We start from the raw sequence: 16,149 nt of genomic DNA, 5'->3' as shown, positions 1-16,149 counted from the left end.
CTACTGGCTCTACCGGAGCTACCGGGACTACTGGCGCTACCGGCTCTACCGGAGCTACCGGGACTACTGGAACTACCGGAGCTACCGGTTCCACTGGGGCTACTGGGGCTGCTGGTGTTGGATTAACAAACTATCTATATGTTTTTGATACTACTAACCAATCAATTGCAGTAGGAAGTAATGTTACTTTTAATACAAATGGACCTATAATAGGAACTTCCCTTAGCCACATCGCAGGTACTGGAAATATTATAATTAATACACTAGGAACATATGTAGCGGAGTTTCAATTAGAAGCTTCTCGTGAAAACCAATTCTCCTTTGCACTAAATGGTACACCAATTCCAGGTGGACGTTTTGGTACGGGGTCACCTCATTCAATAAATCAAGGTACTGTTGCTTTTACCGTAACAGTCGTTCCTTCAACATTAACTTTAATAAATAACACCTCTTCGGCAGGTACTATCACTCTCTCAAATAGTGATGGTGGCTCTTTAACAACTGTATCTGCAAGTATAAGTATTTTTCAGGTCGGATAATTAATTTGGTAAAAAAAGTGATTCATACAGTTTACAAATATAAAAAATGAGGCTTCTCTTTTCTAGAGAAACCTCATTACATCAATGTTTACATTAAATCTTAAACTGGCTCGTATACAGATCAAAGTAAAATCCTCTATCTTCCATGAGAGATTCATGATTCCCTCTTTCTAAAATATTTCCATCCTTTATAACGAGGATTTGATCTGCATTTTCAATTGTTTTAAGTCGATGAGCGATTACAAAACTTGTGCGACCTCTCATTAAATTATTTAGTCCTGCTTGTATTTGTAATTCTGTTCTTGTGTCAATATTAGATGTCGCTTCATCAAGAATTAATATATCTGCATCTGCTAAAATTGCTCGTGCAATCGCAAGAAGTTGTTTCTGTCCTTGACTTAAATTCGATCCTTCTGAAGCAATTTCTGTTTCATATTGATTCGGCAAATGCTTAATAAACGAATGTGCAGATGCTGCCTTAGCTGCATTGATGACTTCTTCATCACTAGCATCTAAGCGCCCATATCGAATATTATCCATAATCGAACCAGCAAATAAATACGTATCCTGTAAAACTACTCCTATTTTACTTCGTAAAGAATTAATATCATAATCTTTTATATCTTTTCCATCAATATGAATTTGTCCTTGCTGTATATCGTAAAAGCGAGTTAACAAATTAATGATTGTTGTTTTACCTGATCCAGTCGGACCAACTAAAGCAATTGTCTCTCCTGGCTGTGCTTCCAGACTCACTTCTTTTAAAATCGTTTTATTTTCTACGTAGCCAAATGAAACATTCTCAAGTACAACATGCCCTTGTAAATTTTGTACAATGAATGCGTCTTTTTTATTTTGAATTTCTGGTACCTCATCCATAATTTCAAAAACACGTTCCCCACCAGCAACTGCCGCTTGAATTGTATTCATTAAAGTCGCAAATTGACTTAACGGTCTTGAGAATTGACGAGAATAATTAATAAAAGCCGCGATAACACCTACTGTTGTCATCCCGTTTAAGACCATAACTGATCCAGTCCCAATTACAAGTCCCATACCTAAGTTATTAATAAAGTTCATACTCGGAAAAATAAAAGCTGAAAATGTGTCAGCCTTCGTAGCTGAAATTCTTAGTTGCTCATTAATTTTATTGAAATTTTGTACAGTTTCTTTTTCTTTTCCATACAACGTTGTAACATCCGCACCTGTAATTGCTTCCTCAATAAATCCATTTAATTCACCTAAATCTTTTTGACGCTTCGCAAAGTTTTTACCACTATATGCAACTAGTTTTTTTGTAACGTAAAACATAATTGGTACTGTAATTAAAGTTACAATTGCTAAAATCCAATTCAATGCGAACATCGCAATCGTTACACCTACAAAAGTTAACGCTGATGAAATAATTTGTACAACACTTTGTGTCAAAGCTTGATTCAAATTATCTATATCATTTGTCACACGGCTCATTAAATCACCTTGAGAACGTACATCAAAGAACCGTAAAGAAAGCGTTTGGATTTTCTCAAAAATATCTTGTCGTATTTTTTGAATTGTTTTTAATGCAACATTAATCATGACAAACGTTTGTAACCATGTTAAAAGTACAGTTACACCGTAAATCGTGATAAGTAACATACACATTCTTGCTGTACCATTTAAATCTTTCGGTACAATATATTGATCTATAATGACTCCCATAAAATATGGACCTAATAATCCAAGTAATGTAGTAACAACGACTAGAAATATAACAAACATAAGAGCAGCTTTTTGATAACCCATATAGTCCCATATTCGCATTACAGTTCCTTGAGCATTTTTAGCTTTTCCCATCTTTGGCGTGTTTCGTCCACCTTTATTAGCAAATTGTCCTTGAAAATTACGCATGTTCTTCCCCACCTTCTTTATGCAAATTACCACCTTGGGAAAGATAAATTTCCTGATAAACCTCACTTTGTTCTAACAGTTGTCCATGTGTGCCATTACCAACTAATTCACCATTATCTAGTACAAGTATTTTATCTGCATCCATTATGGAAGAGATTTTGGACGCAATTAATAAAGTCGTTGTGCCCTTATATTTTATTTTTAAAGCGTTTTGAATAGTAGCCTCTGATTTCGCATCAACTGCTGATGTTGAATCATCTAATATTAGAATCGGTGGTTTTCTCACAAGCGCCCTTGCAATTGATACACGTTGTTTTTGTCCACCTGATAGATTCGTCGCACCTTGTGTTAAATTATATTGATAAGATTCTTCCAGTTTATCGATAAATTCAGTCGCACAAGCTGATGCAGCTGCTACTTCCAGCTCATCATGTGTTGCATCTTCTTTACCATAGCGTAAATTCTCTTCTATACTGCCCGAGAACAACAACGCCTTCTGAGGTACAAAACCTATTGAAGCACGGAGTTTTTGCAAATCATATGTTTTAACATCTATTCCATCTATACATATTTCACCTTGATCCACATCATATAGACGTGGTAATAGTTTCGCTAAGGTAGATTTCCCACTTCCAGTTGATCCAATAATCCCTACTTTTTCACCTTTTTGTATGCTAAACGAAATATCTTTTAAAACGTATTCATTGTTTTTCGTATAACTATAACTAACATTTTTAAATTCGATATTCCCCTCGATTCTCTCAGGTTTAATCGCATTCGCTTCGCTTATAATATCAACTTCAGTATTTAAAACTTGCTGTACACGATCCGCGGATGGAAAAGCTCGCGCAATTTGAATAAATACCATGCTAATCGACATAAGTGACATTAAAATGATATTCAAGTAGTTAATAAACGCCAAAATCGCTCCTACTTGAAGCGTTCCATTGAATACTTTTTCTCCACCAATCCATAATGTTGCAACGATCCCGCCACTTACAACTAGCATAATGATTGGCATCATTAAAGAAATAATCTGCACAGCTCGAATATTTATCTTCGTTAAATTTGTATTTACATTTCCAAATTGAGCGATTTCATATTTTTGTCTTACATACGCTTTTATAACACGCACACCAGATAAATTTTCTTGTAACTTTGTATTCACTTTGTCTAATGCCTCTTGCACCTTTTTAAAGGTACCACTTGCTTTACTTGCAATTAAAATAATCGCAAGTAATAAAATTGGAACAACTACAAGTAATATTGGAAATAACTCCCGCGCTGTTACAAAAACAATAATTATACTTCCGATAAATAACAGTGGACCACGAACGAGAACACGTAATGTCATCGTCATTGCCGATTGAATGGAAGTAATATCATTTGTCACGATCGTTAATAATTTACCTGTTCCAAATGAATCACGATTATTGCTAGAAAATGTTTCTATTTTCGCAAACACATCTTTTCGTATGTCTGTAGCGAAATTAATAGCTGCTTTTGTAGAGTACATCATACACCCAAGCCCTCCAACTAAACCGAGTGCTGCTGCTCCTATCATAAGAAGCCCCATTTTTATTACATAATTTAAATCCCGATTTGCAATCCCAACATCAATGATATGTTGCATAATAGTTGGTTGAATTAAGTCCATCGCAACCTCAAGTACCATAAATAGCGGTCCAATAATAGCAAAGAACATGTATGGTTTTAAATACTGTAATAACTTACGAAATGATTTCATACATAATCTCCTTTTCCCATGAAATTACCACTGAATAATTCATATCCCTCCTTATTTAAGTGATATATTTTGTAATTTCTTCATTACTTCTATTATATTATGTAAATTAATATTTAACATTATTAAATGATAAGTATTAATGACTTTATGGTCAATAAATGTGCTTTATATTATGTAAATACAAAAACCGCATTCTTAATGAAAAGAATACGGGTTTTTATCTATATTTCTTCAATTGTAAATTCTAAAAACTCAGTCTCAAATCCCTTATTTTTAGAAGGACTACACGTGTAAAAACCTATTTTAACAGGCTCATTCCCTGTGTCCTCCATCAAATGAGCGATTCTTATTTGTTCCCATTGATGGCTCTTTTTCACATATATTGAATAATCACCGCGTTTTCGAATAATTCGAAAACGAAGTTGTTGCTTAGCTGCTTCAGTTGGATAATCTTGTGTTGACCAATCAGAATATCCATTATTCGTTACGACAGCGCCTAAGTGAGATGGCCCTTCAGGAATATATTCTAAAGATGTTTTTAGCCAACAGTTCTCCGAAATCAAAACAAAAAGACCTGCTTGATCGAATTTTGAATTTGGATTCATACGTAACTGAACTTCAGCTTGAAAGTCTGTCATCATCTCATGATAAAACACATGACCATTCATTACTTTAAAGCCATAATGTGTTTTAAACCAAAATCTGTTTCTGCTTTTGAACGGACAATAAACGCATGATTGTCATTAATCTTATAATATTCAGGTACATTCAGTGAGTTGCTCAATATGTTCTGGTATATACGATATATTCATAGCTCCTTCATAATAAAGCATTTATATAGACATTTAAAATTCCGCTAATACAGGGAATTTATAGCCTTTAAAATCTAACTCTTTATCACTTCGAACCATTAAATACTTACTAGACTGTAATTCTATATATTGTACATCATCAATTCCTAATTGATCTGGGCAAAAATAAAATTCAATCTCCGTAAATTCCCCAGAGATTTCCTTACATAATTCATCTAAAATCGGAAGTACCGGCGCAAACACTCCATATAATTTTAGCTTTTGATTTTCTATTGTAAAAACAATCAGCGCATCTAATTTCTCTGAATAATACAGGTTTTCATTCCATGTTGAATCATACATATTTAAATAAAACGAGGAGCGGTAATTTAACGTTGAAAATGTATTAGAAAGCCTTTGGCCATTTTCAATCATCTCATGTATTAATTGTCTATCCTCTTCATTATAAAAATCTAACTTTTTAAGTTGAGAATCTTTATCACTCTTATTTTCGTATGATACTTTCATCAAATATTCTTGCACAATTTGAAAACCAAATGGTTTATATAGTTCTGGATTTTCAGTAAACAAAAGCGCACACTCACATTGCTCATCAATTTCTTCTATCATCTTACTAAACAATTGTTTCATTAAGCCTTGTCGACGATGATTCGGATGTGTCATTACCGATTGAATACCCGCTGCATTTATTTTTTCACCATTAATTAAAAGTGGAAGTGAAAATGCCGCAACATTTGCAATCACTTTATCTTCTTGTAAAAATGATAAAGCTTTATATGTATCATCCCAATACCCTTTATCTGAAAAATCATTCAATGTTTGAGTTGTAATTCCAAACACTTCTTCAAATAAAGGAAATAACTGCTCTCTTTTCGGTTCTTCTACTAGAATTTTTTCAAAATTTTCAACATTCCCCATGTTGTCCCTCCAAACGTTAATTCCATTAAATTAGATATACTTATATGACCTACTCTTAAAAATAGAGGTCTTACCAATCAATATACTATCATAAAACATAAAAAAATAGTCTAATTAATTTTATGTTTCGATTATTCGAAAATAAGTCGAATAAAAAGATATTAAGATTTTTGAATATTAATTAGTTAATTATATAAAAATAGCGCATTTCTATTAGCTTTTACTCATAGAAATACACTTTTTATAAAAACATTTTTATTCTTTTACCCCTTCAAGTCTTTCCTTCGTAGCAATTTCTTCTCCACTCATACGCTTTTCAAAAGACTTTCTCCAACTACTTGAAAGTGCATGTACTTCTAATATCCTTTTTACCCCTTCCATATTTTGTTTTTCCTTGTGCATGATACGATTAGCAAACGCTACTGTAATATTTTTCGGGTCGGACTTCAACCTTTTTAATGTATCTACTGGTGATACCCACCCTTCTTTTAATACACGAAAATAAAATCCTGTATATCCTGTTTCTTGAAAATATAATGGTAACTTTGGAACATTGTATTTTTTCGCTAATTTAAAACAAGGTTGCCTTGGTTGTGTGACTTGTACGATTGCCTCTCCGAGCTCAAATGTATCACCAATACAAACATTCTCTTCGCGCATACCACTAACTGTTATATTTTCTCCGAAGGCCCCGTACACAAGATCTTGATTCAATTCTTTTTCCCAGTATGGATAGTAATCACCAGTATAAACACACACTGCTTTATCTACTCCTCCATGATGAACTAAGTCCGCCTGTCCATCTCCATTAAATTTTACAAAGGATAAAAATACTGGTTCCTTTACTTGTTTTTTATTAATGCCTGTATGAATTAACTTTCCACCGTATGTAACCTCATTTGGTAGTCCTATATTTAAAGATAATAGTTGATATTCATTTGTCATTCTATTTCCTCCTTTAAAGGTGTTACATGAATTTTCTCTCTCGATTGATTTTCACAACCTTCTCTGTTATATAAAGATGATTATAAAACCCCTAAAATCATTGTTCAATTCAATTATTTATATAATAATGATAGGTATAACCTATCATTCAATTTGAGGTGATTCCAATCGATTTTCGACAACTAGAGTACTTTTTAGCTGTTTCTAAAGAATTACATTTTACAAAAGCAGCTGAGAAATTAAACATTTCACAACCTTCACTAAGTCAACAAATACGTGCATTAGAACATGACGTAGGAATGCCACTTTTCGATCGTATTGGTAAAAAAATATCTTTAACAGAAGCAGGGAAGATTTTATTATCACATAGTAAAACCATTTTTCATGAAGTCGAACAAGCTCGTTCAGCTATTCAAGATTTAAATGGATTACAGAGCGGATCCTTAAAAATTGGATCATTGTTAACGGTTGTAAATTATTTACTACCACCAACCCTTTTACATTTCAATAATCTTTATCCAAATATCGAGCTTTCTGTTTTGGGACTTCGCACAGGTGAAATTCGTGAAAAATTATTACAAAATGAATTAGATATTGGTATTACATTTCTCCCGGTGCAAGATAAAGAGATTGTTTCTATCCCGCTATATAAAAGTGAACTTACACTAGTCGTACCAACCAGCCATACATTAACTGTACGTGATCACGTATCTATTGCAGAATTACAAGACTATCCTTTAATTCTTTTACCTAAAAATTTCTTTTTAACCGAACTAATTACATCTCATTGTCAAAACTTTAGCTTTAAACCAAAACCAATTTTAGAGATTAGTACGATGGAATCTTTAATTCAAATGGTTTCAAAAGGTATGGGGATTACAGTGTTACCAAAACCGTATATAGACTTTTTGCAAAACGAAAACATTCAAGCAATTAAAATAGAAAATCCTACTCCAACAATAGATATAGGACTTATTTATAGAAAAGATAAATATATGTGCGCTGCAACGCGAGAATTTATTCAGCAATTGAAACTAATCGTACATTCTTTACAAAATTAAACGAACAAAAGAGATTATCCTATGAAGCCGTTTCATAAGATAATCTCTTTTCAAATTGAAGTAAAGCATTATATATAAACTTTAGTGTACCTTTTTGAAAATCGGAATATATTTCGTAAAATAAGCACCGACTAGCAATAATACGATTGAAAATAGTACTGTAATAATACCGCCAAAATGAAACCAATATGCAAACATATTTAAGATTGCAAGTGAAAAGAAACAAATAGAAGTTAACGCACTTTTCAATCCTTTTAGCCCGGATTTTTTTCTCTTTTGATAAGTAATATACATCGCAATTACAAGAAAAAAGATAAGAACAAATGATAACGTAACTTTTAGCATTGGTAATCCCTCCAGTATAAATGCACTCTCCACATTACCATCTTATCCCATTTATCTTTTCGGAATCAATTTATTCTTATCTTCCCTCCAAAAGTCAGTATACGTTTTATTTTTAAAGTTCACGTTCACCTTAGAAAACGGCAGACTCCCTCCAACTTTTAATGAGTACCAATCATTTAAAAGTGGTGATCCAAAACAAATATTCATTGTACGATCATGTAAATCGAATAATACAGAATGTAAAGTTCCAAACCATTCTTCATAGTTATGCACTGTCAGCCCAGCAGGATATTCTACTTCTACTAACCCTTTTAAAGACTCTATGCTCACTTGTTCATTTCTATTTAAATTCTCATGTAAAACGTGATATCTCTTTGTAGATTGTTCTAATCTCCTATTATTTAATTTCTGAATAGATGAACTAACTGCATGGTTTGTTGATACAATAAAAGCTTGATTGTCACCATCAATCGTTGTTGCGGATTGATGACCGTCAAATATTTCAATATGTGCTGCGTTTAAAGGATCAGCTACTATTATATTAATATTACTAGCAATTGGTATTTCTTCTATTAGTGACTTAGCTTCCTGGACATTTTTACATTTCTCCAACAACAGTCGAATTACCGCAAAACATTGTAAACCATTTACCATTGGCTTTCGTAAACCTACCATGTTTCCTACTGGCTGACCACATGCTGAAAATGTAACAGATAATCCATGTTCGTTAACTCCTTCTGTTCGACCAAAATATTGAGTAGAAAAACCACTATGTGCATACGCACCTTCAACATGCGTCGAGCAAAAACGCATATCATCTATTACTGGTGACAAATCATAATTTCTTAATACATATGTATGCTCTGAATCGGTCTTTTTAGGTAATATTGCACAATGGCTACAACCTGCTTTCAATAGTGTTTGATAATAATACATCATATTTTTAGAAGGAATTTTTAACACATCACAAAACCCTTCAATTTCTTCATTTATTCCATAACAGAATTCATTGAGTATATTTCTAGATTCTGTCCAATGGTTATCCGAAACTGAATTTTCTTCCTGTATAAATTGTGAAATGAGATAAGGATGTTGTTTCACGAATTCCCCTTGTTGTTTTCCAATTTCAAAATGGCTTCCTTTTAGTAATGAAAAATAACCCTTTACTTGATACATTACAATTCCCCCTCGCATTGATTATATCCATATCATACCAAATGAATTTCATTCATCCTTGATGTTATTTACTATCTTCCTTTAACACCATCCCGTTTTAAAATCTCCACTAATAATTATTTACTAGACAATTAAAGCTTTGTTAATATTACCGTAATAGCTTTATTTCAAAATAAAGTAGTTTGGATATCAAATGAGCAAAATACTTTGTTGAATCCACTTATAAGCAATCCTCTAATTCATGAAATCAAAAAACTTATTTATCAAAATAAAAGGAGAATATATGTATGAGTAATTGCAAACCAATTGATGAATTAACTATCGAGGACCTAAAACAAAATCCAATATGGGAATGGGCAATAGATGAAGAGGAAAATGAAGAACATGACGAAACATGGGTAAAACCAGCAGCAACTACTACTTTTACAGAAGAGTTAAACGGTTCAATTGTACTAGGCGAATTACTCTTACATAATGGTGAAAAATCCCCTATGATGTGTGAAATTGATATTGAAAATGACGAGGCATTAATTCGTACTGTTGTTTATTATAACGAAGCAGAAGATGAGTATATCGCTTTAGAAGATGTTGCGAAAAAATTCGAAATGCCGTTATCAATTGTTATTAGCCTTACAATTCATGCAGAACCCAAAACATTACGCTTTACTGCACATAAAGTGGATATTTATAAAAATTCAATAACGACTAATTTAAATTAAAGTTGGTCGAACTAAAGAAAACAATTATGAAATACAAACTGGGGAATCATTAACGATTCCCCAGCTTTTTAATCTATATTAAAGTATCCCCCTTTCCACTAAAGTCTCTGCGATTTGAACTGAATTCCAAGCCGCACCTTTTAATAAGTTATCAGAAACAATCCAGAGATGGAATCCGTTTGGCGTATCAGGATCTTTACGTATTCTTCCGACAAATGTATCTATTTTCCCTTCAGCATATAATGGCATTGGATACAGCTGTTCACTAGGGCTATCCTGCAAAATAACACCTGGTGCATCCATTAGTACTTCCTTGATTTCCGCAACAGTTGCTTCTTTTTCAAGTTCTATATAAACCGATTCTGAATGCCCTGATACGACTGGAACACGTACACAAGTAGCTGCCATTTTCAGGTTTTCATCTTCTAAAATTTTCTTCGTTTCTTGAATCATCTTTACTTCTTCAAAAGTGAAATCATTGTCTGTAAATATATCTACTTGAGGCAGTACATTAAACGCTATTGGATAATGTTTTTTATCTTTTTTCGCCGGTAATATATCACTCTTCACTTCTTCACCTGCAAGCATAGACTTAGCCTGCTCTTTTAATTCATGAATCGCATGAATTCCAGAACCAGATACAGCTTGGTATGTTGAAACGATAATTCGTTCTAATCCGAATGATTTTCGTATTGGCTGAAGTGCTGTTACCATCTGTAATGCTGAACAATTCGGAACTGCAATGATACCGTTATGTTCCTTTAAAGTATGTGCATTTACTTCTGGAACAACGAGTGGTACATCGTGCACCATTCGGTATTCACTTGTGTTATCAATTACAATTGCGCCACTAGAGACTGCATGAGTTACAAATTGTCTAGATACTTCTCCACCAGCGCTAAAAAAAGCAATATCTACACCTTCAAAACTAGTTGTTTTTGCCTCTTGTATAATTATCTCTCTTCCTTTAAATTGCACTGTCTTACCAGCAGATCGTTTTGACGAAAGCAATGTAACTTCAACTATATTAAACTTCATTTCATTCTCTAACAGTTCAATAATTTTCTGCCCTACTGCACCTGTAGCCCCAACAACAGCTACATGATAGCCCTTTTTGGTCATCTTTTCTCCTCCAATATCACTTAAATGAATATTTCTACAATTTCATTTTATAAGGGATTTAATCATTTGGAAAATTGAAATACATGATATAATCATTCACAAATCATGATAATAAAGGAGGGGACATTTATGGAGATGAGACATGTTAAAACATTTTGTGCCATCGTTAAGTATGGTGGTTTTTCTAAAGCTGCTCATGCGCTAGGTTATGCACAATCTACTGTTACAGCACATATGAAAGCTTTAGAAAACGATTTACATATCCCTCTTTTCGATCGGTTAGGAAAAAAGGTACTACTTACAAAAGCAGGTCATCAATTTCACCCTTATGCTTTAGAATTACTTGCAATATATGAAAAAGCACAAGAAATCCCCCAAAATACCGATCATTTAGAAGGGACATTAAGTATTACATCTAATGAATCATTAGCGGTGTACCGATTACCACAATTATTACGTACTTACAAACAGAAAAATCCGAAAGTAAATATCGTACTGGAAACAAACACAAATGAACAAGCATTACAAAAATTACGTGAAGGAGAAACAGATGTTATCTTCATAATTGGAGAAAGTATAGAACATAATGATTTTATTACGCACACTTTTAGTAATGAAACATTTGGATGGATTCTACCCGCTTATTCCGCTGCACACGCAAATCCATTTCAGTTATTACAGGACACCCAGTTTATTTTTACAGAACAAAGCTGCGGGTATAGACCGATGGTAGATCGTTTTTTACGTCAAAGCGGGAATATTCCAGATAAAACATTTGAAACTTCCAATGTTGAAGTCATTAAACAATCTGTTATGTGTGAGTTAGGCATTTCAATTCTTCCTTATATCGTTGTACAAGAAAGTTGTCAAAAAGAACAACTACGTTTTCAACCTATCGAAACTCCAGCAGTTATTCAAAGTCATGTCATCTATCATAAATCTAGATGGATTTCCCCGGTACTACAGTCGTTTCTTTCACTATTAAAAGTGATAAAAATATAAAAAAGTAGTTTTAAAGAAAAATGAGTTGATATTCTTCAAAACATATCAACTCATTTTTCTGAAAGATTACTTACATAGTAATCCCCTTTTTATTCGATGATTCTTTTCCTTTAACTAGAATATATACAATCGGAAGGACAAGTAAACTAGCGATTGCACACATAATGCCTAAAGAAAAAAACGGCAATCCATTACTTACAGCAAGTGAAGCTACTCCAGAAGCAATAGTCATACCAATATACATGGCAGAACTATTCAATGCCATAACAGTCCCTCTCACGGCTGGTTTTAATTCTGAAATTAAAGCCGTTAATGAAGCTTGACCAAACCCAATAAATAAACTCCACATTATATGTACAATAATTGCAATCACTAAATTTTCTATAGAAAGCGAGAATATCATTACACTAATCGAGACTACAATACTTGCAATGGAAACGACAATCCCTTTTCCTAATTTATCAGCCAACTTCCCGCCAAGAATATTTCCGGCCACACTACCAATTCCCGCCAAAAAGATGACAATACCTATTTGGCCAACAGAAAGTCCAAAGTTATTTCTATAATAAACACCTATATATGAAAACATTCCATGTAATCCAATTGTCCATAAAAATGTTGCTAATAACGCAAATAAAACTGATACATTTACTAAAACCATTTTCAATGACGTAAATAACGTTTTCGCTATAGCAACACGCGCCTCATTTCTTGTTTTTTCGTTTTCTAATATGTGATTAACTAGTAATGTAATAAATAAAGTTAATATTCCTATGTTATAAAATGTCCACTGCCAATTTCCTATTTCAGATAAAAACGCCCCTATAGGTACCCCAATCACTGTCGAGCCTATCATTGCACCCATAATCATTCCCATTGCTTTTCCCCTTGACTCATATGCTATTTTATCTCCTACTAATGCAAATATACTTGGCACAACCATTGCACCAGATAAACCTGTTAAACCACGAAATAATAAAAGGGTTTCAAAACTCTTTGCTATTCCTGTACAAAATGTAGAAATTGAGAAAATAACAAATCCAATTACAATCATACGTTTCCTTCCTACTTTATCAGACATTGGCCCAAATAAAGGTGCTGTTATTCCATAACAAAGTGCATAAATAGTAATTAAAAGTCCTCCACTCCCATCCGGAATACTTATTGTTTCTGTAATTGCTGGTAATAAAGGTGCTACAAGTAATGAGTCTAGCCCAATAAAAAAAGCTACAACTGCCAAAATACGTATCATCGACTTTATCTCCATATATAACCCCCCTTTATTTCACATATGAAATAAATCTTTGTAATTATCCTCCCTTCTTTTTTTGTTGCATTAGTTTTATTTCATATATGAAGTATTTATATAAATAAAAATGTAACAGCGTGTTACATTTTTATTATATTTAATTCAAATGGTTCTTCCACTTTAATAACAAAGCATCTAAATACTCTTCTTCCTCTTTCGTAAAACAACCGCAGTTCTCTTTCAAAAAATCACCATATTGCACATCTACTTGCTTCTTTGTTTCTTCGCCTTTTGTAGTTAAATAAACAAGCGTTTCACGTTGGTCGTTTGGATTCTTCTCTGTCATAACATAACCATCACGCTTCATTCTTTGAATCATCGTTGTCATATTACTTGGAACACATCCCATGTTTTCAATTAACTTTGACATGGATACTTTCCCAGATTTCGCAAGTACTTGAATTACGCCAAATTGAACGTAACTTATATCATACTGTTCAATTGCCTTATCTAAATTTTTTTGAAGTAAATGATAAACATCACGAATATTCGCGTAAAGCTCTCTGTTATTCATATATATATTTAAGCCCCTCGAATTTATTTCATATATGAATCATATTCCCATTTATTTCTTGTGTCAACAAAAAACACCTTCGTATTTATAACAACGAAGGTGTTTCAAAATCAATATGTATCTTATTTATCAGTCTTTCCCCCATCCGCAATTAATTTACTACCTGAATATGTACCTTTTTTCATAAACACTTGATTAATTAATTCTTTTTGCTCAGCTTCCGACATTACTCCTTTTCCTTCTCCTAAATTCCCACTTTGTAATTTCCAAATCTTATTATGATCTGCATCAACCTTTTCATATTTCCCTTGTTTCCATCGTTCTAAAATATCTACATATGTGCTTCCCTGTACAAGATCGTTACTCTTTACAATATCAATTAAACTTTCAATCCGTTCTTGTGTAATAAAAATATAGCCCCACTTTTGATCAGCTTTCGCTTTTTGATGTGCCATTTCATGTAATGCTGTCTGTATGTTTTCATCTGTCCATTTAAAATTTTTATTAAAACCACTATTCGGTAATGAATAGTTTCCATTTTCTAAAAGCTTTGCATCTTCTGCTTTTACGTTACTATCAGCTAGTACTTCTACTGCTGGAGCAGCTGGTGATGCCTTTTTCGCAGTTGGTTTACTATTATTCAAATAATGCAGCATACCGTATGTTAAACCCACTCCGATTACCGCCATACCAGCTATAACACCTATTATTTTCAATAATGTTTTCATCTCGCTTGTTTCCTCCCCAATAACCCTTTTCATAATTTCTATCTATCAAAAGCAGATGTAGCATATTTCATTCTAATTAATATAAACGTAACTATTACTTTCCAAAAATGTAGCAACACCGTCCTCATCGTTACTTTTCGCAATAAACTTAGCAACTGATTTTAATTCCTCAACAGCATTACTCATCGCTACACCAACCCCACACTTCTCTATCATTTCCATATCATTATAGTCATCTCCAAATGCAATTACTTCAGATGCGTCTCGTTTTAGATGCTTTAGAACATGTTGAATACTATTCCATTTCGAAACTTCTGCATGCATGATTTGACACAATGTCCCGTTATCTGTAATGACTGCACTACACTCAATAGGTAATTCTTTAGTAAACCCCTTACTGATTGGGTCCTTAGTACAAACTATTACCTTCGAAGCTTTTTCAAAATCCAACTCTTTTACATCCATAACTTTACACGGTACATTACCAAAATACTCAGTAACATCAAAATTTGAATACAACTTATCATTTATTTCAAGACAAATCTGATGAAGATTATACTTTTTTCCTATTTCTATAATCTCTAAAATGATATTTTTAGGAATCATCATTTCATATAAAATATCATCACCTTTAAGAACAAGCGCTCCATTATAACAAATGATAATCTCATTCTTTAACACGTTGGGAATATATTGATTTATTGCTCTGGGAGGCCTTGCCGTAGCAAAAATTAGCTCGTCTCCATTATTCTTGCATTCCCTCAAAATATTAATAGATTTCTGCGAAATTGTTTTATCACTTCTTAATAAAGTCCCATCAAGATCTGAAATTATGATCTTTTTCATTTTTGCATTTATTCCCCTTTCAAAATTTATACTCGATACACTACATACTAGTTAAACTAGCCTAACTTTTACACGCAATTAATCTCCAAACTTAATTTTGAAGCTTACTGCCAGTATCGTTACTACCAGATAAATCTATTACATGATTTCTATTTCCCAAGTCATATGTGTATTTCCTTATATTGTATTTCTTTTCGGGATTAATTGAAAGATTATTCTGTCAAAAATAGATATCTTTTTTCAAATACCAATCACAATCTAAGCATTTCATTTTAAATTTATAAAAATATATGCTAGCCTAATATTTAAAGGAGATGCATAAATATGAGTTTATTGCATAATAATGTAACCTTTCTCCACTCTTTTTCCCTACATATATCAATGCTATTAAGAAAAATGAAAAGAAAAACTTACAAAATTTAAAAACAATATATAATTCGAATTCAAATTTTACATATGCATAAAAAACAACGAGT

14 protein-coding genes and 2 pseudogenes are annotated in these 16,149 nt (G+C 32.8%); 4 read left to right on the top strand and 12 right to left on the bottom strand.

Annotated features, from left to right (window positions below; translation table 11 throughout):
• Positions 1-539 (top strand): annotated as a pseudogene (locus tag COK05_RS28185) (collagen-like protein); the annotation flags it as partial.
• A 93-nt stretch (positions 540-632) separates the two neighbouring features.
• Here the strand turns inward: COK05_RS28185 and COK05_RS28180 are convergent.
• The 5 genes and pseudogenes from COK05_RS28180 to COK05_RS28160 all read right to left on the bottom strand — a co-directional run bounded on the left by COK05_RS28180 (position 633) and on the right by COK05_RS28160 (position 6,851).
• On the bottom strand, positions 633-2,429 hold the full coding sequence (locus COK05_RS28180; RefSeq protein ID WP_098615160.1) for an ABC transporter ATP-binding protein: 1,797 nt from the start codon (positions 2,427-2,429) through the stop codon (positions 633-635).
• A complete protein-coding gene (locus COK05_RS28175; protein ID WP_098615159.1) occupies positions 2,422-4,176 on the bottom strand; it encodes an ABC transporter ATP-binding protein in 1,755 nt (584 codons plus the stop codon). The genes COK05_RS28180 and COK05_RS28175 overlap by 8 nt, the downstream gene beginning before the upstream one ends.
• 221 nt (positions 4,177-4,397) lie before the next feature.
• Positions 4,398-4,988, bottom strand: a pseudogene (locus tag COK05_RS28170) (DUF1349 domain-containing protein).
• Positions 4,989-5,021: 33 nt separating this feature from the next.
• The gene (locus tag COK05_RS28165) at positions 5,022-5,906 is read right to left on the bottom strand and encodes a GNAT family N-acetyltransferase (protein WP_098615158.1); all 885 of its coding nucleotides are present in this window, start codon (positions 5,904-5,906) and stop codon (positions 5,022-5,024) included.
• Between the two features lie 255 nt (positions 5,907-6,161).
• On the bottom strand, positions 6,162-6,851 hold the full coding sequence (locus COK05_RS28160; protein ID WP_098615157.1) for an MOSC domain-containing protein: 690 nt from the start codon (positions 6,849-6,851) through the stop codon (positions 6,162-6,164).
• A 158-nt stretch (positions 6,852-7,009) separates the two neighbouring features.
• Between COK05_RS28160 and COK05_RS28155 the strand changes: the two genes are divergently transcribed.
• A complete protein-coding gene (locus tag COK05_RS28155) occupies positions 7,010-7,912 on the top strand; it encodes a LysR family transcriptional regulator (protein WP_098615156.1) in 903 nt (300 codons plus the stop codon).
• An 81-nt stretch (positions 7,913-7,993) separates the two neighbouring features.
• Here the strand turns inward: COK05_RS28155 and COK05_RS28150 are convergent, their stop codons facing one another.
• Both COK05_RS28150 and COK05_RS28145 read right to left on the bottom strand, forming a co-directional pair.
• Positions 7,994-8,257 (bottom strand): hypothetical protein, encoded by a 264-nt coding sequence (locus tag COK05_RS28150; RefSeq protein ID WP_141539285.1) that lies wholly within the window; start codon positions 8,255-8,257, stop codon positions 7,994-7,996.
• Positions 8,258-8,308: 51 nt separating this feature from the next.
• Entirely contained in the window at positions 8,309-9,433 is a 1,125-nt protein-coding gene (locus tag COK05_RS28145; RefSeq protein ID WP_098615155.1) for a C45 family autoproteolytic acyltransferase/hydolase, read from the bottom strand.
• Between the two features lie 287 nt (positions 9,434-9,720).
• Here COK05_RS28145 and COK05_RS28140 point away from each other — a divergent pair, with 287 nt between their 5' ends.
• Positions 9,721-10,152, top strand: a complete 432-nt coding sequence (locus COK05_RS28140) for a hypothetical protein (protein ID WP_098615154.1) — start codon at positions 9,721-9,723, stop codon at positions 10,150-10,152.
• A 78-nt stretch (positions 10,153-10,230) separates the two neighbouring features.
• Here the strand turns inward: COK05_RS28140 and COK05_RS28135 are convergent, their stop codons facing one another.
• Positions 10,231-11,274 carry an aspartate-semialdehyde dehydrogenase gene (locus COK05_RS28135; protein WP_098615153.1) on the bottom strand — a complete coding sequence of 348 codons (1,044 nt, stop codon included), beginning with the start codon at positions 11,272-11,274 and terminating at the stop codon, positions 10,231-10,233.
• A gap of 129 nt (positions 11,275-11,403) precedes the next feature.
• On the opposite strand from COK05_RS28135, the gene COK05_RS28130 reads away from it, so the two are divergent.
• On the top strand, positions 11,404-12,276 hold the full coding sequence (locus COK05_RS28130; RefSeq protein WP_098615152.1) for a LysR family transcriptional regulator: 873 nt from the start codon (positions 11,404-11,406) through the stop codon (positions 12,274-12,276).
• A gap of 70 nt (positions 12,277-12,346) precedes the next feature.
• Here the strand turns inward: COK05_RS28130 and COK05_RS28125 are convergent, their stop codons facing one another.
• The 4 genes from COK05_RS28125 to COK05_RS28110 form a co-directional block, all read right to left on the bottom strand.
• On the bottom strand, positions 12,347-13,543 hold the full coding sequence (locus COK05_RS28125) for an MFS transporter (RefSeq protein WP_098615151.1): 1,197 nt from the start codon (positions 13,541-13,543) through the stop codon (positions 12,347-12,349).
• Between the two features lie 139 nt (positions 13,544-13,682).
• On the bottom strand, positions 13,683-14,099 hold the full coding sequence (locus tag COK05_RS28120) for a MarR family winged helix-turn-helix transcriptional regulator (protein ID WP_098615150.1): 417 nt from the start codon (positions 14,097-14,099) through the stop codon (positions 13,683-13,685).
• 122 nt (positions 14,100-14,221) lie between these two features.
• On the bottom strand, positions 14,222-14,827 hold the full coding sequence (locus COK05_RS28115; protein ID WP_098615149.1) for a PRK06770 family protein: 606 nt from the start codon (positions 14,825-14,827) through the stop codon (positions 14,222-14,224).
• Between the two features lie 72 nt (positions 14,828-14,899).
• A complete protein-coding gene (locus COK05_RS28110) occupies positions 14,900-15,673 on the bottom strand; it encodes an HAD family hydrolase (RefSeq protein ID WP_098615148.1) in 774 nt (257 codons plus the stop codon).
• Positions 15,674-16,149 lie beyond the last annotated feature (476 nt).

Origin of the sequence: Bacillus cereus (assembly GCF_002567495.1) — a bacterium.
GTDB lineage: Bacteria > Bacillota > Bacilli > Bacillales > Bacillaceae_G > Bacillus_A > Bacillus_A cereus_AQ.
Note: the sequence above shows the minus strand (reverse complement) of the source record. Positions and strands in the feature narration are given on the sequence as shown.

What these genes read in the sequence shown, in the direction of transcription:
- COK05_RS28125 (WP_098615151.1), bottom strand. Translation starts at nt 13,543, where the DNA reads ATGGAGATAAAGTCGATGATACGTATTTTGGCAGTTGTAGCTTTTTTT.
- COK05_RS28145 (WP_098615155.1), bottom strand. Translation starts at nt 9,433, where the DNA reads ATGTATCAAGTAAAGGGTTATTTTTCATTACTAAAAGGAAGCCATTTT.
- COK05_RS28165 (WP_098615158.1), bottom strand. Translation starts at nt 5,906, where the DNA reads ATGGGGAATGTTGAAAATTTTGAAAAAATTCTAGTAGAAGAACCGAAA.
- COK05_RS28175 (WP_098615159.1), bottom strand. Translation starts at nt 4,176, where the DNA reads ATGAAATCATTTCGTAAGTTATTACAGTATTTAAAACCATACATGTTC.
- COK05_RS28140 (WP_098615154.1), top strand. Translation starts at nt 9,721, where the DNA reads ATGAGTAATTGCAAACCAATTGATGAATTAACTATCGAGGACCTAAAA.
- COK05_RS28160 (WP_098615157.1), bottom strand. Translation starts at nt 6,851, where the DNA reads ATGACAAATGAATATCAACTATTATCTTTAAATATAGGACTACCAAAT.
- COK05_RS28110 (WP_098615148.1), bottom strand. Translation starts at nt 15,673, where the DNA reads ATGAAAAAGATCATAATTTCAGATCTTGATGGGACTTTATTAAGAAGT.
- COK05_RS28120 (WP_098615150.1), bottom strand. Translation starts at nt 14,099, where the DNA reads ATGAATAACAGAGAGCTTTACGCGAATATTCGTGATGTTTATCATTTA.
- COK05_RS28150 (WP_141539285.1), bottom strand. Translation starts at nt 8,257, where the DNA reads ATGCTAAAAGTTACGTTATCATTTGTTCTTATCTTTTTTCTTGTAATT.
- COK05_RS28135 (WP_098615153.1), bottom strand. Translation starts at nt 11,274, where the DNA reads ATGACCAAAAAGGGCTATCATGTAGCTGTTGTTGGGGCTACAGGTGCA.
- COK05_RS28130 (WP_098615152.1), top strand. Translation starts at nt 11,404, where the DNA reads ATGGAGATGAGACATGTTAAAACATTTTGTGCCATCGTTAAGTATGGT.
- COK05_RS28180 (WP_098615160.1), bottom strand. Translation starts at nt 2,429, where the DNA reads ATGCGTAATTTTCAAGGACAATTTGCTAATAAAGGTGGACGAAACACG.
- COK05_RS28115 (WP_098615149.1), bottom strand. Translation starts at nt 14,827, where the DNA reads ATGAAAACATTATTGAAAATAATAGGTGTTATAGCTGGTATGGCGGTA.